Origin of the sequence: Paenibacillus sp. FSL H7-0943 (assembly GCF_037963265.1) — a bacterium.
GTDB lineage: Bacteria > Bacillota > Bacilli > Paenibacillales > Paenibacillaceae > Paenibacillus_AQ > Paenibacillus_AQ odorifer.
In genome coordinates this window covers 2,327,214-2,345,178 of the sequence record NZ_CP150148.1, presented here as the reverse complement: position 1 = coordinate 2,345,178, position 17,965 = coordinate 2,327,214, and the positions used below count along the sequence as shown (strand labels likewise).

The window sequence follows — 17,965 nt, the reverse complement described above, 5'->3', positions numbered from 1 at the left end:
GAAGGCGTTATTCGCAAATTATTAGCCTTTGGAGCATTCTTTCGGACCCAAGCGACGTTATTCACGCAAAAAAGGAACGTATTGGGTGCTTTTAGTGTCAATAGCGACTGTGGTGTCCGTTAACATTCCAAATGGGTTATAATGCTGCGTTTAAGGTCAGCTGTGTCCGGGTAGTGATTTGTAAGAATCACTGTGATTTAAAAGCCAGCCTCAATCCCAGACTTGCTCCAGTTTATCTGAATAATAAGAAATGGCCTTACTGTAACTTCTTATCCCTTCATCCGCAGAGGTTTCTGCCAACAGCTTAAGCAGCAGCTCCATCGCTTGACTATGCTCTCCAAGATTGTGCAAGGTCATGGCTAGGAACGCCGGAAATTCCTTATTCTCCGGGTACTCCTGAACAGCCTGCATCAGAAGACCTTTTGACTTCTCGTATTCTCCGAGTGTCCGGTAGGTGCTGCCCAGTCCCAATAGAGCGCCAACTCTCTGCTCAGAAGGTAATCCTAACGCCAAGCTTTTCTCATAAAAGGGTACTGCCGCCCGCTCCAAACCCAGCACATCATGCGTCCAGGCCAATTGATATAGAAGTTCAGCGTCCCCAGCATTCTGCTCATATAGCTCAAACAGCATCATTTGGGCTTCTTCCGCTTTACCAGCGTTGCGTAGGGCTACGGCAGCTTTAAGTTTATCTTCCACACAGAGCCCTCCCCTATTTTCATTCAAAGCTATCCAACGGGTTTAAGCCTTACCAGCGATTTTCTCCGCAAGCTCGTTCAGATAGGTCCAGCGTTCCATAAGACGCTCCAGCTCTGCTTCGGCTAGGCGTTGCTCCTCTACTAGCTCCTGCAGCCTTCCAGAGTCAGCAAAAGCCGCCTCCATCTGTACACTAATATCCGTCAAACGTTGCTCTGCAAGCTCAATTTGCTCATCAATGCCCTCATATTCACGCTGTTCCTTGAAGCTGAATTTGAGTTTTGTTTTGGGAGCCGTTGAAGCTGCAGGGTTGCTGGCAGTGTCCGCGGCCTCTTTTTGCTTTGAGCTTCCTTCTTTGTTCGGTTCTCCAATGCGTGACGGTACATTTTTGGCCAGCCATTCTTCATATTCCGTATAATCGCCAACGTGAATCCGGATATCGCCATTTTCAAAAGCAATCAGCTTATCTATCGTACGGTCCAAGAAATAACGGTCATGGGATACGGTAAAGACGACACCCGGAAATTCATCCAGATAATCTTCCAAAACAGCCAATGTGCCGATATCCAAATCGTTCGTAGGTTCATCCAAAAGCAATACGTTAGGCGCTCCCATCAATACACGAAGCAGATACAAGCGTCTTTTTTCGCCACCAGACAGCTTGGAGATCGGTGTCCACTGCATCGCAGGAGGGAACAAGAAGCGTTCCAGCATTTGACCAGCCGTAATCACACTGCCGTCTGCTGTCCGTATCACTTCTGCTTCTTCCTTCACGTATTCAATGGCACGCATACTGTCATCCATATCCTGATGCTCTTGTGTAAAGTAACCAAGCTTAACCGTAGCGCCAAGCTGAACTTCACCTTTATCGGGTTGCAGCTGACCTGCAATCATATTTAAGAGTGTGGATTTGCCGCTGCCGTTCGGGCCGACGATGCCCACTCTATCCTGGGGTACAGCGATATAGCTGAGATCTTTGATTAGCTGACGACCATCCAACGCTTTCGACAGGTCATTAATTTCAATGATCTTGCGACCTAAACGTGTAGAAGCCACAGAGATATCCAATGAACCGTTCGAGCTGCTTCCCGTACTCTCTTTCAGCTTCTCGAAGCGGTCGATTCTTGCCTTCTGTTTTGTTGAACGGGCTTTGGCACCGCGACGAATCCAAGCCAGCTCTGTACGCAACAGATTCTTACGCTTCTGTTCGGCAGAGGCTTCTCGTTCTTCTCGATCGGCTTTAAGCTCTAGAAACCGTGAATAGTTAGCTTCATAACGATAAAGCTGGCCACCATCTAGCTCTAGCATGACACTAGCCACACGCTCCAGGAAGTAACGATCATGCGTCACCATCAAAAGAGCGCCGCGCCGTTTCTGCAAATATTGCTCCAACCAAGCCACGGAATCCGTATCAATATGGTTGGTAGGCTCATCAAGAATCAGCAGTTCAGAGGGGGTAATCAGTGCAGCTGCCAGAGCCACACGTTTACGTTGTCCACCAGAAAGTGTGTCCATTAACGCATCAAACTTTAAGATGCCTAGCTTGGTAAGCACGCTTTTGGCTTCACTCTCCAAATGCCATGTTCCCGCAGCGTCGATCGCCTGCCCAATCTTTACTAGTTTTCCTTCCAGTTCAGCATTACCAGGCTGCTGTTCAAGCTGGGACATAGTCTCCATATACTCACGCATGGTAGCAAGGTCTGGATCATCCCCGGCGAACACTTGCTGCAAAACTGTATTCATAGGATCATAAGGAGGATTCTGCGCCAAATATTGTACTCTTACATTATTCCCGATGGCAATTTGTCCACCATCCGGAGTATCCAGACCGGCAATAATCCGTAAAAAGGTTGATTTACCCGTTCCATTCACACCGATTAAGCCAATTTTATCCCGATCGTCCATACCAAATGAAGCGTCGCTAAAGAGTACTTTCTCGCCATAACTCTTGGAAAGATGTTCCACGGTCATAATATTCATGCTATTTCCTCGCTTGCCTTATATTTTCATAAAACCGGCCCGCATCTAACCAATGCTATTTATCCGGTCTATCATCCTATCCAAAATTCAGGTGATCATGGCCCCTCTAATAAAAAGACCAGCAGCGAAATCAGCGCGTTTATACGCGTCCTCCTCCGTAAAAGACGGATCAAATAAAATATCCATCTTCAAACGATCCAGCATCCCTATGTAGGACTGTGCCATAAGCTCAGGCTCGGATGCTCCACCTTCTAATAATACCTTGACCACATCTTGCATGTATTGCTCCATAAATTGAGTCATATACGCCACTAATTCAGGATTATTGTTAGGGGCACGGAAAAAGAGCTTCGTATGCCGCTTGCGTTCATAATAATAATTCAAGTGATGTTTAGCAATGATCGAAAGTTTACCGGCCAAAGTATCACTAGCCTTCAGCCTTTCCTGTAATTGCAGGAGAAACCCCTCACAATCGCGGCGCGTCACTGCCATGAATAATTCTTCCTTGCTCTTGAAGTATAAATAAACGGTGCCCTTTGCTATCCCGGCTTGCTCCGCCACTTCCGACATCTTCGTTTCGTAAAATCCACCTGAACCGAAGAGCTCGTATGCGGCATCCAGAATAGCAGTATGTTTTTGATTGGATGCGCTACTCATCGGTCCCTCCCTAAACTGTGCCGTTCAAAGCTTAAATTCAAATGCTAAATGATCATGCTCAGCAGTAAGGCAGCTGCACCGCCGAGGATAGAGCTGATGGCATTGACTGCGTCATTGCTCATCCACTTCCAGCCTCTTGCGTGTACAGCTGGAGCCCCACAATGCTGTGAACCTTCCACTTCGCGGCCGCATACGGTACAGCGGTTCATCTGCTGCACGGTTGCACCAAGGATAGAGTCGGCAAAGGCGCCGACTAATCCTCCGGCAAGTCCTGCTAGGGTAAGCAGCACGAAAGAGTGATCCGGCATGCCGGATATCATACGCAGCAGCCAAGCTGACGCACCGATGAGTGCACCTCCTGCTGCTGCCGCCAGCGTACCCAAGCTGGATACACCGCCCGAAGCTCCGGCAGGAAGAACTTTACCCGTAAGGACAGAACGAGGCGGTTTCTTGCTCAGTGTTCCGATCTCCGTAGCCCATGTATCCGAGGTTACTGTAGCCATTACACCAATAAATAGGAACCCCCATAGCTCATTCGGGAAGATCGCATTCAGAAAAACCAGAACCATGCCAAGTCCACCGTTAGCAAAAACCTGCCCGGCATCGCGGCGGCCCGTCTTAGCATACGTCAGCTCTAATTCTGCTTTATTATCATGATGAAGTTTGGACAGCAGGCTTGAAGTGATGAAGAAGATCAGCAATATCCCAAACCAAAAAGCATTTCCGGCACCAAAATAAATAGTGCCCATCACTACCGCGGCAATCATGCCAGAGAGACTTAAAGACTGCTTCCAATATGCCGCTCCCGCAACAATCAAAGCGCCTAAAGCGCCAATAACCCACTGCATAGATTCATCTCCAACAGATCTATTAACCGATCAGGCAAGTCCCCATCAGCTTGTCGCCCCAGTACAGCTCGAAAGCGTCGCCAGCTACAGTAGGACCCACGCCTGCCGGAGTACCTGTAAATATCACATCGTCTTTCCCTAACCCGTAGCGCTCGGCGATAAAATCAACAATTTTTTGAAGTGAAAAAATCATGTTTTTAACATTGCCGCGTTGTACTTCCACCCCATTTTTCACCACTGTAAAATCAGTTCCCTCCAGCTCTTCCTTATCTGGAAACGCTATGTAAGGGGTGAGTGGTGCGGCATTTTTAAAGCCTTTAGCTGGCGTCCACGGCAAACCTTTCTTCTGCAGATCATTATGCACATCACGCAGCGTGAAATCCAGTCCCAGTGCCATTACATCTACCAGATCCTCCACGCTCATGCCTGGTGTATAATCACGTGCAATACGCAGTACAAGTTCACCTTCATAATGAATCTGACCCGCATCCTTTGGCAGCTTAATTACTGCTTTATCGAGGGAAACAGCCGCATGTGAGGGCTTCATGAAGATGAGCGGCTCAATGGGCACATTGTTACCCAATTCCTCCGCGTGTAGCTTGTAGTTGCGTCCAACACAATATAGATTATTAACAGCAGCGCACATAAACAGTCAGCTCTCTTTCCCATCGATTTGGATTATTTATACCTTCAGAAAGGTGTCGCCCCATATATCCGGGCGGTTTGTACAGATCATTATATCAGAATGCATGTCGGCTAAGCGACGCATCTCTTTCGCTTTGTTCACAGTCCAAGCCATAATTTCCACCCCACGCTCGGACAAAAGCTTAGCCAGTCTAGGATTCAGACGCGAGAAGCTAATCGAAAGTAAAGAGCAATCCAGTTCATGCAGCCTGCGTGCAGGATTGCCAAATCTGGAATCAAAGATCAATCCGGTACGAAAACGGGGATCAATTTCCTTGACTTTTTTTAATGCTCCAGTATCAAAAGAGGTCAAGATCACGTCGTCCCGCATACCTTTTGCAGAAATAAGATCCGTCACCGTCTTCTCAATGCCAGGATACATATCTCCCACTGTTTTCAGTTCAATATTCAGACGCAATCTTCCAGAGGCTAGTGACAGCACCTCTTCCAAAGAAGGCACCCGCTCGCCCTGAAAAACACGCCCTTTCCAGCTCCCCGCATCCAGACGCCGGATATATTCCCAGTCCATGTTCTTTACTTTGCCATGACCATTGGTCGTCCGGTCCAACGTATAATCATGAATGACAACAGGAACGCCGTCTTTGGAGAGCTGGACATCAATTTCCATCCAGTGCACAAAGGGCATGGCAATCGCCATCCGAATGGCTGCCAATGTATTCTCTGGAGCTTTACCGGAAAACCCTCGATGGGCTACACACAAATTGTTCATCATAAGGACCTCCCAGGAACCCTATTTGGTAACTTGAGTGACTTTACCGTCGCTGCCGATCTTTACCCGTCCTGCGGATAGAGCTTCTACTCTTTTTAACAAGAGCTTTCCATCCACTTCGTTCATTGGCACAGGCTGTGCTAGCTCGGCTTTCATAGGCTTCAGCTTTAAGGAGCATTGACCTTTTACACTACATTCCGCCTGAAAAACCGCAGTTTCCCAAGTGGCAGGCACTGTAGATCTCGTAAAAATAAAATTCCCGGTGCTGTAGGCAATCCATTTGCCCTTGTATGGCTCCACGCCTTGCAACACATGTGGATGGCCGCCAATGACAAGATCGGCTCCTGCATCGATAAATCTATGGCCCAGCGACTGTTGCGTTTTATCATATTGTTCTACCCGTTCTTTACCCCAATGGACCACTACGACCACCAAATCGGCTTTCTTTTTGGCTGCAGCAATAGCCTTCAGTCCTTCTGCACTATCGTATACGGAGGCAAGCCCCGGCTTATTTTTCCCTGCCATCCAATCCGACGCAGGAATCACCCGGGTGAATCCCAGCAAAGCGATCTTAATGCCCTTACGTTCAAAATATTGCGCCGAATATGCTTCTTTACTGTTAAGCCCCGCACCCACATAAGGAATTCCTCTTTCAGCAAGGTGGTTAAGGGTATCCCGCAAGCCTTGCTCTCCTTGATCAAGCGTGTGATTATTCGCCATATTTACTGCGTCCACACCCGCTGACTTAAGCGCATCCAGAGCGAGTGGTGATCCTTTGAATACAAATTGCTTATTAGTGGCACTTACGCCACCTGTGGTCACTGGAGTTTCCAGATTCAAGATCGTAAGATCATCTTTCTTGAACAGACCCTCCAATGCGGCATACGAATAATCATAACCTTTCTTCTCCAGCAGTTCTCCAGCTTTCCCGGAAAATATAACATCTCCACCAAAATTCAAAGTTACCGTCTTACCAGACGCGTTATCATCTGACGGCAGACCAGACACTGCATCATTATTTGCTGCTTCCGAGCTATCCTCATCCTTCGCAGGGGTCGCTGTCGCTTCAGGAGCTTGTGTTTCAATAATCTCTTCGGGCTCCTCCTGCGGTGTAGGCGTTGGCTCTGGAGTTGCCGTAGGAGAAGGGCTTGGCGTCTCTGTAGCTTCAGGCGTTGCAACTGCAACCACCGGAGGTGCTGTCTGAGGCTGATCACTACTCTCTGGTATAGGCGTAGCTGTCGCTTCTGCTACCGGAGGCGGTGAGGCGCTTTTCTTGTCAGGGTCATTCGTAAAGCTATAAGTCAATAACACGGTAATCATCAAAAGAAGACCTGCATTGATCCAAGCCCAGGCCGTTCTGCGCTTGCGTTTGCTCTTATGTTTGTTCTTTTGTCTAGAACGCGATCGCGGCGGATACATGGTTTCTGTGATCTCCTCTACTCTCAAATTGTTTTTATTATAGCATATCTATCACAGCACCCTACAAATAAGAGAGTCGATAGAAATAGAAAATTTTACTAACTAAAGAAAAACAGTGAAGCGCCTCATGCTTCGCTTCACTGTTTTATTTAGTCATCGTACTCACATTTCATTCATTAGCTGTTTAGCAACGCTTTCCGCAATAAGCTTGGACTGCTTGATGCAATCTGGCATTGCTATGCCATTAAATCCGGCGCCAATGACATACACACCAGGAAGCGAAGCCGCTAAATCTTTGCGGAATTCGGTAATATTATCAAGATGTCCTATAGGATACTGCGGCATGGAATGCTCTAAGCGGGTGATTTCCGTAAATATTGGTTTCGCAGTAATGCCCATGATCTCTCGTAAATCTTTAAGCACAAGCTCCGTCAAAGCCTCATCAGGCAGCTGAACATTCTGTTCATCACCAGAACGACCCACATAACAGCGTAAAAGCACCTTATCATCAGGAGCCGTATGCGGCCATTTCGTAGATGTCCATGTGCAGGCAGTAATATTTCGCCCTTCTTTACGAGGCACAAAAAAACCTGATCCATCATATTCGTTAACAATATCCTTTTTGTTAAAAGCCATGACTAGATTCGCTACTGAAACATAATCCACCGCTTCCAGCGCCGTAACCTCCATATGGGGACGAAGTAAGTCAGCAGCCGAAAAGTTAGGCGTAGTGATATATACATCATCCGCAAGCAACCGTTCGCCATTCTCCAGCTCTACCTCATAAATAGAAGGACTCCCAACAGCCTGAATAGAAACTACGTTAGATTCCGTCCGTTGTTCTACATCATGCAGCTCATAAATCAGACTATGCACGAGACTTTGCAGCCCTTTGCGGAACGTCAAGAAGGTACTCTGTGTAGTACCTTCCTGTGCCTTTTTATTCTTTCGCCCTGTGCGCATTCCACGAATAAGACTGCCGTACTGTTGTTCTAATTGTCCAAATTGCGGAAAAGTAGCATGCAGGCTAATTTTTTGTATATCTCCGGCGTACATGCCAGAGAGGAGTGGCTCGGTTAAGTTCTCCAGCACTTCAGACCCTAGACGGCGCTCAATAAGCTCACCAAGCGATTCGTCTTCATCATTACGCCGCGGAGGAAGAATAAAATCCATCATCGCACGTATTTTGCCCCCAAACGAAACTAACCCACTTGATAAAAAAGGTTTCAGTTCGGTAGGGATACCGAGTACAAGACCGTTTGGCAAAGGATTAAGCTTGTCCCGCTGCAAGATATATCGCTTCTTAGCAAGAGGGTTAGTGGATACCAGCTCGTGATCCAATTCCAATTCCTTAGCCAGCTCGCACATCTCCGCCCTTTCCGCCAGAAATGAATCCGGTCCCTTTTCAATCACAAAACCATCGCGATGTAAGGTTTCAATCTTTCCACCGAGGTTTTTCTCTTTCTCAAGCAAGACAATATCAGGCTTAATACCCGCTTCTTTATAAAATTTACGAATATAAAAGGCGGCGCTGAGTCCGCTCAGCCCTCCGCCTATGATAACAATTTTTCTTGTGGGGCCAATCATGATTGAGCGGCCTTCATCTGCTCCAGTCGTTTACGAATTACATCGCTCAATACAGACATATATGCGGGATCACTATTCAGTGAGTCAATCCGCATAAGACGCATATCAAGCTCTGCAGCTACGGCTGTTGCCTCAATATCGAGATCGTACAGTACCTCTAAATGATCGGATACGAATCCGATAGGGGCCACCAATACGTATTCCACCTGTTCTTTACTAAGCTGTTGCAGCGTGTCCAGAATATCTGGACCAAGCCACGGTTCAGCTGTGCGGCCAGCACTTTGCCAAGTAAACTGCCAGTTGGTTACGCCTGCTTGAGCTGCAATTGCCTGCGAAGTTTCCAGCAGCTGATCCCGATATGGATCACCCATAGCCAGAATACGTTCTGGAAGACTATGAGCGCTGAATAATACGCGAATCTCATCACGGGTCGCACCTGCTTCAATATATTGATCCAGCTTCGCCGACACTCTTTGGCTTAACACATCGATCAATTCAGGATGCATATGGTAACTCTCCACAAAACCCATGTCAATCTTGCATGCATCAGCCTTTTCCTGCGCACGCTTGATGTAGCTCCCTACACTCATACTGGAATAGTGTGGCGCCAAAACAATACCCACTGCTTGAGTAATGCCATCCTTCGCCATAGCCTCCACGCCGTCCTCAATAAAGGGACTGGCATGCTTCAAGCCTTGATAGCAGACAAATTCAACATCTGCTCCCGCTTTATCCGCATTTAATGCTGCTTGTAAAGCTTCTACTTGCCGGTCTGTATTCTCCCGCAGTGGGAATACCCCCCCGACGATTGCTTCATAACGGTCGGTTAACTCTTTAAGCTGCTCTGCTGTTGGCGGGTTCCCCCGTCTAATATGCGTGTAATAAGCTTTAACATCTTCTAGGCTCTTAGGAGTGCCATACGACATGACGAGAACACCTATTTTTACTGTCACGGATTCCGTCCCCTTTACAATTTAATAGCGTGGAACAAATAAATTCTTATATTTTTACGAACGTTGCTTAGCCGTTTCTTGTAATACTTCCTGAGAATAAGCGTGAATATACTCCGTCAATTCTCTAAGTTTGTCTAATGAGGCCTCCGGGAATAATCCATGGCCCAGATTGAAGATATAACCTGGCTCAAGCACCCCTTCATCGATCAGTGCTTTCGCGCGTTCTTTCAAGAGGTCCATCGGAGCTGTAAGCAAATATGGATCAAGATTTCCTTGAATCGCAAATTTATTGCCTATTCTGCGTCGGCCTTCAGTCAAGCTAACTCGCCAATCCAGCCCGATTACGTCTGCTTGAAGCTTCGTAAGGCTTGGCAGCAATTCTCCAGAGCTTACGCCAGGAAAGTATATTTTAGGTACATCAAGATCAGATAATTCGGAAAAAATACGAGAAACCGTCGGCAGCACGTACGTTTCAAAATCGCGTGGAGCAAGCGCACCAACCCAACTGTCGAACAATTGGAAGGCTTTGCCTCCACTCCGCACATGACTTCGGAGGTAAGTGATAATCATATCGCCTAGCTTGTCCATCAGCATTTCCCAGACACGGGGTTCACTGTACATTAGCTCTTTCGTACGGATATATCCTTTGGAAGGTCTACCTTCGATCAAATAGCTGGCAATTGTAAACGGCGCGCCTGCAAAAGTGATCAAAGGAACGTCCAGTTCCTTATCCAGAATAGCAATCGTTTCCAAAATGTGGCTCAGATCACCCTCCACATCAATGGGTTTTAGTCTCTCCACATCAGCTGCACTACGGATCGGATTCTCAATCACTGGACCGATATCCTTAACGATATCGAATTTCACTCCGATTGAAGCAACTGGATTCATAATGTCGGAATACAAAATGGCCGCATCCACACCCAGCTTGCGAACGGGCATCATGGTTACTTCTGCCGCCAGCTCAGGCTGCTTGCAGATTTCAAGCAACGAATACTTTTCCTTAATTTTACGGTACTCGGGATCATAACGGCCGGCCTGCCGCATGTACCATACGGGAACGTGCTCCGTGTCCTGCTTTCTGCAGGCGCGGATAAAAGTGTCATTGTAGGTCATGATAAGATCTCCATTATATTTTATTAGATTTTTTTTAATCGGCATATCTACTATTATGCCCTTTTTAAAAGCTTGTAACAACTAATACGAAGGGTTTGGAATGACAATCCTATGACATTACTATGACATGTGTTGCACACATGAAGCTGCAAAAAATGATATACTGATAAAATGGCATTTTTTCCGTGAATCATATATTCTCTGAAATTCTTTGAAAGGATGTGAAAGCACTATGAAGAAATGGGAGACCTGGAAGGTCAACCTCTTAGTGCTTTGGTTCGGGCAATTTTTGGTGAATGCTGGAATGACAATGATTACACCCTTCCTGACCTTGTACCTTGCGAAGGATCTTGGTGTCCAGGGTGAACATGAAATTGGAATCTGGGCGGGACTTATTTTTGCCGCAAACTTCTTAACCTCTTTCATATTCCAGCCATTATGGGGCAAGCTTGCAGACAAATATGGACGCAAAATCATGTTGCTGCGTTCCAGCTTTGGGATGGCTATTGTCATGGTATTAATGGGCTTCGCACAATCCCCTTTACAGCTGCTCCTGCTCCGTCTCTTAAACGGTACAATCTCTGGCTTCAATCCCGCCTCCATCGCACTGGTGTCAGGTACTACCCCCAAAGAACGTATGGGCTTCTCCATGGGATTGATGCAATCAGGATCTGTTGCAGGGACAATTCTAGGGCCACTGATTGGTGGCTTACTTGCCGATTTAATCGGATTTCGGCCGATTTTTTATGTCGTTGGAGCCTTGCTCTTTATCGCCTCTCTGCTGGCATTATTTCTTGTTAAAGAAAAATTCGACCGCGCTGAAGCCGCACAAGAGCCACAGGTTTCTGTACTCGCAGGCTTGAAGGAATTAATCAAAATCCCTCAGCTTCCAGCTCTATTCGGTGTAACCTTTCTGCTGCAATTTGCAATGATTAGTCCTATGGCCTTGTTGCCACTTTATGTAGAAAAATTAAATGGACCCGCTGAGAATATAGCCTTCTTGGCCGGGATGGTCAGTGCGGTTACAGGGATCTCCAATATGCTGGCTTCGCCCTTGCTTGGGAAGCTAAGTGACAAAGTCGGCGCACATCGTATTCTGACCTATGCGTTAATTGGCGCTTCACTCTTCCTAATTCCGCAGGCATTCGTAACTAGCGTCTGGCAGCTGATTATAGTCCGTTTCCTAATGGGAGTCTTCATGGGCGGACTGTTGCCCAGCGTTAATGCGCTTATCCGCTCCTATACCCCTGACGGAAAAGAAAGCCGCGCATTCGGCTTCAACAGCAGTACATTGGCGCTAGGCAATATGCTGGGAGCTATCTTGGGCGGCTTTCTATCAGGTTACATCGGAATTGAGGGGCTTTTCATTATATCCGGCTGCTTGCTGCTGGTTAATACGATTTGGGTTCGATTGAAGCTGTACAAAGTAACAACACCGCGGTTATTTCGCTAATCAGCTATTTGACCATCGCTAGTGCCAGTCCATCATAGGCAGGCAGACATGTACTGATAAGACGTTCATCCGTAGCGATCATCTCATTGAAGTGGCGCACAGCCAGGATGGCAGGACCATTTCTATCTGTATTTAAGGTCCGTCCACGGAGAAAAATATTATCACCCGCAATGATCGCTCCTGGATTGGCCAGCTTGATGGCATATTCCAAGTAGTTAGTGTAGTTCAACTTATCTGCGTCAATGAAAAAGAAATCGAACCTAGCGCCCTCTGCTTCCAGTGCCTTCAGGCTGTCCATTGCGGGTCCTATTCTATACTCCGTAGTATCCCCGAAGCCTGCCAGCTCTAAATTACGGCGGGCAAGCTCGGCATAGTCGGCTCTCAGCTCTAGCGAAGTCAGTGTGCCACTTTCAGAGAAACCGCGGGATAAGCAAATTCCGCTGTAACCGCCAAGTGCGCCAATTTCCAAAATACGCTTAGAGCGAGACAGTCTAACTAGCATGGTGAGCAGTCTTCCGTACCCCGGCTCGACAGACACCGGCGGCATGCCTGCTTGAACGATTGCTTCTTTTACTCGAAGCAGAATTTCGTCCTCTGTATAAAGTTGTTCACTGTATTCTTCTTGCGTAAGCATAAAGATTCTCCTTTGAGGATCCCCCGTTTGCTCATAGTAAGGGATGACGGGGAACATTTTATGATTTATGGAATGCCGGGCATTGTGAAGTGTCCCACATTCCCCTATACTTGTATGGATGCTTTAAAGGACGACAATGTCGTCTCTTCTTATTGTACTGGCTTTTAGTATTTATCTACAAGTTAAACGGAGTTGAGAGTATTTGAGCAAATTACAATTAATCGCTACTGCCCCTATGGGTTTAGAAGCTGTGGTAGCGCGCGAATTAAACGAACTGGGTTATGAGACCAAGGTCGAGAACGGACGAGTATTATTCAGCGGTGATTACATCGATATCTGTCGCTGTAACTTGTGGCTGCGTACATCTGACCGCGTATTGGTTAAAATGGGCCAATTCCCTGCTAAAACCTTTGACGAGTTATTCGAAGGGGTTAAAGCCTTGCCTTGGGAAGATTGGATTCCAGAGAATGGAGAATTCCCGGTTGAAGGACGGTCCCATAAATCACAACTAACGAGTGTACCCGCTTGCCAAGGGATTGTCAAAAAAGCCATCGTCGAGAAGCTGAAGCTTTCGTATCATACAGACTGGTTCCCGGAGAACGGTCCTCGATATGTGATCGAGGTGATTTTATTAAATGATATCGCTTTGATCACATTAGATACCACAGGACCCGCGCTTCACAAACGGGGTTACCGCAGACATGCAACAGAGGCTCCGCTGAAGGAAACAATGGCTGCTGCACTAATCCAGCTTAGCCGCTGGAATGGCCATCGGCCGCTTTTCGATCCATGTTGTGGTTCGGGAACACTGTTAATTGAAGCTGCCATGATCGCTTGGAATATTGCTCCAGGACTACGCCGCTCATTTCCATCTGAACATTGGCCAGTCATCCCCAAACATCTTTGGGAAGAGGCTCGCGAAGAAGCTTTCGATGCTGTGCGCGATGATTATCCTTTGCAATTAACAGGTACGGACATCGATCCAGAAGCGATTGAAATTGCTGAAGCTGCCGCCAAGAGTGCTGGACTGTCCGGAGAAATCACCTTCAAAGTGATGGCTGCTGCCAAAGCAAGACCTGAAGGAGAATATGGTTGTATCATTACCAACCCTCCCTATGGAGAACGGATCAGTAATGACAAAGAAGTGGAAAAGCTGACCCGCCAGTTTGGTGAAATGATGATATATCTGCCAACATGGTCATTTTTTGCGATCAGCCCATACAAGGAATTCGAACAATTTTACGGTCGTAAGGCAGACAAACGCCGCAAACTGTATAACGGACGTATCGAGTGTCAATATTATCAATACTTGGGTCCACTTCCACCTAGAAATCCGAAATAATTAGGATCACCATTGCTTTGAATGCAGAACGGACATCTACCTCGTATGAGGAGGGTGTCCGTTTTTCTCCGAGTATAAGACTGTTTTAGTTTAGCGCCTATAACTTTTCGCTCATATATTTCTATGAGAAACGTTTATCATCTGAAAAAGACAACAACATTGTTTATTCTGGTTTTAATTATTTTCTGTGTTAGGAGGTTTTATAATGTCTGACTTTCCATCAATTCGGAGCAACAGAACCGTAACAAGTACAATAGCTGCCGTGATTCGCTCCCGATATATCGGTTATCTCCTTTTTCTTGGTATCATGCTGGCCAAGTTATTATTTCTGCATAGTGGGCTGCATGCTCCCAATATAGATATGAACCGGCAGGACAATTGGATTGCTGTAGGTTCAGTCATGTTATTGTCTTTTTGGACCCTGTGGCTTCCCCGCCGGGGACAGACGATAGCGTTGTTAAGTATAAACTTGCTTCTGACACTGCTTATTTATTCGGATATCGTCTACTATCGTTATTTTCAGGATTTTATCACGGTACCCGTATTGTTTCAGGCTGGACAGATGGATGCGCTTGGTGGAAGTATCTTCGCTCTACTGCGTCCTTCCGATCTTTATTTGTTCGCTGACTGGCTTCTGCTTATTGCCTATGGAATCGGAATAGGGTTCTACCACCGGAAAACCCATACATACTTGTCTAATGCCGCCCCTCGCCGTTATGGGCAATCTCACTCTTATTCTCAAAACGGTTATTCCCGCCGCTCTTCACGCCTGAGCAGGATGCTAAAAAGAAGCGTGAATGGCATCGTTGCTCTGGCGCTAGGTTGCGCGCTGACCTTTGGCCCTATCCACACCTACGCTACTACCTGGGCTAAAGATCTTTTCACTGGCAACTGGTGGAGTCTGGCGATGTATAACGTAACCGGACTAATCGGTTTTCACGGTTATGATATTTACTTATATGCTAAAGATCATCTAGGTCCGCAGCCCGAGCTTTCGCAAGAAGAAGCCACCTCAATGCAGCTCTGGTTCAATGAACAAAACACTGAGCAAAATGCCAATAATGACAGCTTTGGAAAATACAGCGGAAGCAACATCGTTGTTATTCAAGCTGAAGCTTTTATGAACTTTGTAGTTGGACGCTCAATATCCGGCCAGGAGATCACGCCTAATCTGAACGCTCTAATCAAAGAAAACACCTATTTCAGCAATTACTACCATCAGACCTCACAAGGACGAACTTCCGATGCGGATTTCACGTCCAACGCTTCCCTGTACCCGCTGGTCTCCGGCTCGGTATTTGTCCGTTACCCGGATCATCAGTTTGACACGCTGCCTGCTATTTTGAAATCAAAGGGCTACAGTACCAATGCTTTTCATGCGTACGAAGGCAGCTTCTGGAATCGGCAGATTATGTATAACGCGATGGGTTATGACCATTTTTATAACAAAAAAGACTATACAATAGACGAACCTCTAGGCTGGTCTCTGGGTGACAAATCCTTTTTGCGGCAATCCCTCGATATTATGGACACTTCAGAAACGATACAGCAGCCTTTTTATTCATTTTTGACTACACTATCCAGCCATCATCCTTATTCTCTCCCTGCAGATAAACAAGGGCTTGATACTGGAGAGTTCAAGGGCACGATCTTCGGAGATTATTTGCAGGCTGTTCACTATACGGATGAAGCTTTAGGGGAAATGGTCAAAGAGATGAAGCAGCGTGGGCTGTGGGATAATACCATTGTTGCTTTCTATGGAGATCATGATAATTCGATCCAGGAGACCTCTTATTACGAACAATTTCTCGGCAAAAGCCTTAGCGCACTCGATATGCAGCAAATAATGCATCAGGTACCCTTGCTCATTCATCTGCCAGGCTCTAACGCCTCTGTCCTAGATTCAGCTCCAGCTGGTCAGTTGGATCTTACACCTTCCTTGCTCCATTTGCTGGGGATCTCACGTGATCCTTATTATCTCATGGGCAATAATCTGTTTAGCGGGCATGAGCGTCTTGTAACGCTGCGATCCGGCGCCTATGCCGATGCAAAGCTTTCTTATCTCCCCAGCGAAAATGGGCAATTTGCCAGCGGAACCTGTTATAGTCTCGAAAGCCGGGAAGCCGTTGACGTAGGGGAGTGCAGCATCGGGTATGAGACCAGCAAGCTCCGCCTACAGATCTCCGACGATATCATGAAATATGATGGAATCAAGAAGCTCAAGAACACACAATCTGCACCTTAAGCTTACATCCGGGTAAACGAAGAGACTGCCCAAAAAACTATCGAAAAGGGCTGCTGCGATATCCTCTCTATGTTGGACATTTACCACTTGATCGTTGTTGGAAGCACGTTTGGTTTTCCGACTTAGATACGTAAAGTATCTCACTAACGGACACAGCTGACCCTAAACGCAGCATTATCCGAGATTTGGAATGCTAACGGACTCCAGAGCAGCTATTAGCCTAGAAAACGCCGATATGAGCCTCTTTTTAAGGAATAGCGTCACTGGGGTCCGAAATCTTGCTTTAAAGGCTAAAAACAGGCAAATAACGTCATCTGAGTCCGTAACCCCTGTGGGATGGTTGAATGATAGGATGGTGGGCTCGATGAGACGGTGAGATGGTGGGACGATGAGATGATGAGACGGAGAAATGATGGGATGATGGGCACGATTGAAGTAAGCCGTCAATGGCCAGAAAACGCAGAGCAGCGATCCTCCAAATTAACAGGAGAATCGCTGCTCTGTTTACTTTTACTTATTCTGAGAATGAAGAGGGATCGACCCTATTATCTTAGTTGATAAGAACTCAGTATTATTTCTGAACGGAGGGCTGTTTGATAAAAGCTTCCGCTTTCTTCAACACTTCATCCTCCGTTGGAGCACTCACATAACGACCATTCACATAAACAAAAGCCCGTTTGCCACATGGACCGCAGTACGACTTGCAGCCGACCTTGATCTCGGCATCAGGTGCCATTTTTTGCAGCTTAGGGATAATACTTTTCAACTTCATGAAATTACATTCATCGCACACTTGTATTTCGTTAGCCATGGAGCAACCCTTCTTTGTGTTCGAAATTTACAGGCGAATGTTTAGTGATCGCCGTGATTACCTTTAGAGGGATTCGTAATGACAAAACCTTCTTGTGGAAGATACAAATAATCAACGACCACGCCATCAAGGAGTGGTTGGCTCGGATCAAGAATAACATCGATTTCCTTATCTGTCGATACTACAACATCGTTCTCTTTAGGCGTGTCCAAGTCCAGTCCGTAGTGAGCATGATCACCGTGTGCATGTGTAATTGCTACGCGCAGCTTCAACTCACTGTTTCCTTCCAGCTCCATTTGTTTCTTTATCACTTTAGCCGCATTACGGGTAATTTTGACCTTCATCTATATTCCATCTCCTAGTCCGAAAATTAAATACTCAATTACTTATTTTAAAGGTAAATGACATCTAAAAGCAACTATATTGGCTAATTAGCTCTGAAGTTCTTGTCGAAAATGTGCGGTGCTATCCTTCACCCTGCTGAAGGGTAGGATATTTCCGGCCCATTCGTGACACGAACCAGCCCATTAGCAGCATGGTCACTCCAATATCATCGATCGGAATAAATGGCATGAAGTCCGGCAAGACCCAATAGAGCAATACTGGAATTGTAAATAACAGCTTGTCCCCCATTGCTACTTTAGGGGAGCGGATGTATTGCCAGGAGCTACTGAAGATATGGGACCATTGTTTTAGTGACAGTATTTTTTTCAGTTTCATGGTGACCCTCCTCCCAAGTAAAAAGGATACAGCCGCGGATAACGTGTAGTGACGACAGCGGCCATACCCTATGGTTTATTTTACGCAAGTTTA

Annotated in this window: 18 protein-coding genes; 4 read left to right on the top strand and 14 right to left on the bottom strand. The window is 46.5% G+C overall.

Annotated features, from left to right (window positions below; all coding sequences use genetic code 11):
• Nucleotides 1-210: 210 nt before the first annotated feature.
• From NSQ55_RS10065 to hemE, 10 genes are all read right to left on the bottom strand, one after another.
• On the bottom strand, nucleotides 211-696 hold the full coding sequence (locus NSQ55_RS10065; RefSeq protein WP_256716069.1) for a tetratricopeptide repeat protein: 486 nt from the start codon (nucleotides 694-696) through the stop codon (nucleotides 211-213).
• 42 nt (nucleotides 697-738) lie between these two features.
• A complete protein-coding gene (locus NSQ55_RS10060; protein ID WP_036689259.1) occupies nucleotides 739-2,673 on the bottom strand; it encodes an ABC-F family ATP-binding cassette domain-containing protein in 1,935 nt (644 codons plus the stop codon).
• Nucleotides 2,674-2,760: 87 nt separating this feature from the next.
• Complete coding sequence (locus NSQ55_RS10055; protein WP_076098408.1) at nucleotides 2,761-3,330, bottom strand: TetR/AcrR family transcriptional regulator; 570 nt, start codon at nucleotides 3,328-3,330, stop codon at nucleotides 2,761-2,763.
• A 44-nt stretch (nucleotides 3,331-3,374) separates the two neighbouring features.
• Complete coding sequence (locus tag NSQ55_RS10050) at nucleotides 3,375-4,178, bottom strand: DUF92 domain-containing protein (protein ID WP_076184351.1); 804 nt, start codon at nucleotides 4,176-4,178, stop codon at nucleotides 3,375-3,377.
• A gap of 22 nt (nucleotides 4,179-4,200) precedes the next feature.
• A complete protein-coding gene (locus NSQ55_RS10045) occupies nucleotides 4,201-4,824 on the bottom strand; it encodes a fumarylacetoacetate hydrolase family protein (protein WP_339172941.1) in 624 nt (207 codons plus the stop codon).
• Between the two features lie 36 nt (nucleotides 4,825-4,860).
• Nucleotides 4,861-5,595 (bottom strand): glycerophosphodiester phosphodiesterase family protein, encoded by a 735-nt coding sequence (locus tag NSQ55_RS10040; protein WP_254847631.1) that lies wholly within the window; start codon nucleotides 5,593-5,595, stop codon nucleotides 4,861-4,863.
• A gap of 18 nt (nucleotides 5,596-5,613) precedes the next feature.
• Nucleotides 5,614-7,011 carry a CapA family protein gene (locus tag NSQ55_RS10035; RefSeq protein WP_339172936.1) on the bottom strand — a complete coding sequence of 466 codons (1,398 nt, stop codon included), beginning with the start codon at nucleotides 7,009-7,011 and terminating at the stop codon, nucleotides 5,614-5,616.
• 162 nt (nucleotides 7,012-7,173) lie between these two features.
• A complete protein-coding gene (hemG, locus tag NSQ55_RS10030) occupies nucleotides 7,174-8,598 on the bottom strand; it encodes a protoporphyrinogen oxidase (RefSeq protein ID WP_339172934.1) in 1,425 nt (474 codons plus the stop codon).
• Nucleotides 8,595-9,551 carry a ferrochelatase gene (hemH, locus tag NSQ55_RS10025; protein WP_076125099.1) on the bottom strand — a complete coding sequence of 319 codons (957 nt, stop codon included), beginning with the start codon at nucleotides 9,549-9,551 and terminating at the stop codon, nucleotides 8,595-8,597. The genes hemG and hemH overlap by 4 nt, the downstream gene beginning before the upstream one ends.
• A 54-nt stretch (nucleotides 9,552-9,605) precedes the next feature.
• Nucleotides 9,606-10,667 carry a uroporphyrinogen decarboxylase gene (gene hemE, locus NSQ55_RS10020; protein WP_076125097.1) on the bottom strand — a complete coding sequence of 354 codons (1,062 nt, stop codon included), beginning with the start codon at nucleotides 10,665-10,667 and terminating at the stop codon, nucleotides 9,606-9,608.
• 232 nt (nucleotides 10,668-10,899) lie between these two features.
• Between hemE and NSQ55_RS10015 the strand changes: the two genes are divergently transcribed.
• Nucleotides 10,900-12,120 carry an MFS transporter gene (locus tag NSQ55_RS10015; RefSeq protein ID WP_038569803.1) on the top strand — a complete coding sequence of 407 codons (1,221 nt, stop codon included), beginning with the start codon at nucleotides 10,900-10,902 and terminating at the stop codon, nucleotides 12,118-12,120.
• 4 nt (nucleotides 12,121-12,124) lie between these two features.
• On the opposite strand, the gene NSQ55_RS10010 is transcribed toward NSQ55_RS10015, so the two are convergent.
• Nucleotides 12,125-12,754 (bottom strand): O-methyltransferase, encoded by a 630-nt coding sequence (locus tag NSQ55_RS10010; protein WP_076191324.1) that lies wholly within the window; start codon nucleotides 12,752-12,754, stop codon nucleotides 12,125-12,127.
• 202 nt (nucleotides 12,755-12,956) lie between these two features.
• Here NSQ55_RS10010 and NSQ55_RS10005 point away from each other — a divergent pair, with 202 nt between their 5' ends.
• The 3 genes from NSQ55_RS10005 (at nucleotide 12,957) to NSQ55_RS09995 (ending at nucleotide 16,899) form a co-directional block, all read left to right on the top strand.
• A complete protein-coding gene (locus tag NSQ55_RS10005; RefSeq protein WP_036689227.1) occupies nucleotides 12,957-14,096 on the top strand; it encodes a class I SAM-dependent RNA methyltransferase in 1,140 nt (379 codons plus the stop codon).
• A 205-nt stretch (nucleotides 14,097-14,301) separates the two neighbouring features.
• A complete protein-coding gene (locus NSQ55_RS10000) occupies nucleotides 14,302-16,341 on the top strand; it encodes an LTA synthase family protein (RefSeq protein ID WP_339172929.1) in 2,040 nt (679 codons plus the stop codon).
• 393 nt (nucleotides 16,342-16,734) lie between these two features.
• A complete protein-coding gene (locus tag NSQ55_RS09995; RefSeq protein ID WP_175617317.1) occupies nucleotides 16,735-16,899 on the top strand; it encodes a hypothetical protein in 165 nt (54 codons plus the stop codon).
• A gap of 13 nt (nucleotides 16,900-16,912) precedes the next feature.
• Here the strand turns inward: NSQ55_RS09995 and NSQ55_RS09990 are convergent, their stop codons facing one another.
• The 3 genes from NSQ55_RS09990 to NSQ55_RS09980 all read right to left on the bottom strand — a co-directional run bounded on the left by NSQ55_RS09990 (nucleotide 16,913) and on the right by NSQ55_RS09980 (nucleotide 17,872).
• A complete protein-coding gene (locus NSQ55_RS09990) occupies nucleotides 16,913-17,152 on the bottom strand; it encodes a DUF1450 domain-containing protein (protein ID WP_036689224.1) in 240 nt (79 codons plus the stop codon).
• A 41-nt stretch (nucleotides 17,153-17,193) separates the two neighbouring features.
• Nucleotides 17,194-17,496 (bottom strand): heme biosynthesis protein HemY, encoded by a 303-nt coding sequence (locus NSQ55_RS09985; RefSeq protein ID WP_036689223.1) that lies wholly within the window; start codon nucleotides 17,494-17,496, stop codon nucleotides 17,194-17,196.
• A gap of 121 nt (nucleotides 17,497-17,617) precedes the next feature.
• Nucleotides 17,618-17,872, bottom strand: coding sequence for a hypothetical protein (locus NSQ55_RS09980; protein WP_076125091.1), 255 nt, complete (start codon nucleotides 17,870-17,872; stop codon nucleotides 17,618-17,620).
• Nucleotides 17,873-17,965 lie beyond the last annotated feature (93 nt).

What these genes read in the sequence shown, in the direction of transcription:
- NSQ55_RS10050 (WP_076184351.1), bottom strand. Translation starts at nt 4,178, where the DNA reads ATGCAGTGGGTTATTGGCGCTTTAGGCGCTTTGATTGTTGCGGGAGCG.
- NSQ55_RS09985 (WP_036689223.1), bottom strand. Translation starts at nt 17,496, where the DNA reads ATGAAGGTCAAAATTACCCGTAATGCGGCTAAAGTGATAAAGAAACAA.
- NSQ55_RS10035 (WP_339172936.1), bottom strand. Translation starts at nt 7,011, where the DNA reads ATGTATCCGCCGCGATCGCGTTCTAGACAAAAGAACAAACATAAGAGC.
- NSQ55_RS09980 (WP_076125091.1), bottom strand. Translation starts at nt 17,872, where the DNA reads ATGAAACTGAAAAAAATACTGTCACTAAAACAATGGTCCCATATCTTC.
- NSQ55_RS10055 (WP_076098408.1), bottom strand. Translation starts at nt 3,330, where the DNA reads ATGAGTAGCGCATCCAATCAAAAACATACTGCTATTCTGGATGCCGCA.
- NSQ55_RS10060 (WP_036689259.1), bottom strand. Translation starts at nt 2,673, where the DNA reads ATGAATATTATGACCGTGGAACATCTTTCCAAGAGTTATGGCGAGAAA.
- hemE (WP_076125097.1), bottom strand. Translation starts at nt 10,667, where the DNA reads ATGACCTACAATGACACTTTTATCCGCGCCTGCAGAAAGCAGGACACG.
- hemG (WP_339172934.1), bottom strand. Translation starts at nt 8,598, where the DNA reads ATGATTGGCCCCACAAGAAAAATTGTTATCATAGGCGGAGGGCTGAGC.
- NSQ55_RS10010 (WP_076191324.1), bottom strand. Translation starts at nt 12,754, where the DNA reads ATGCTTACGCAAGAAGAATACAGTGAACAACTTTATACAGAGGACGAA.
- NSQ55_RS09990 (WP_036689224.1), bottom strand. Translation starts at nt 17,152, where the DNA reads ATGGCTAACGAAATACAAGTGTGCGATGAATGTAATTTCATGAAGTTG.
- NSQ55_RS10040 (WP_254847631.1), bottom strand. Translation starts at nt 5,595, where the DNA reads ATGATGAACAATTTGTGTGTAGCCCATCGAGGGTTTTCCGGTAAAGCT.
- NSQ55_RS10045 (WP_339172941.1), bottom strand. Translation starts at nt 4,824, where the DNA reads ATGTGCGCTGCTGTTAATAATCTATATTGTGTTGGACGCAACTACAAG.
- NSQ55_RS10015 (WP_038569803.1), top strand. Translation starts at nt 10,900, where the DNA reads ATGAAGAAATGGGAGACCTGGAAGGTCAACCTCTTAGTGCTTTGGTTC.
- NSQ55_RS10000 (WP_339172929.1), top strand. Translation starts at nt 14,302, where the DNA reads ATGTCTGACTTTCCATCAATTCGGAGCAACAGAACCGTAACAAGTACA.
- NSQ55_RS09995 (WP_175617317.1), top strand. Translation starts at nt 16,735, where the DNA reads ATGATGAGACGGAGAAATGATGGGATGATGGGCACGATTGAAGTAAGC.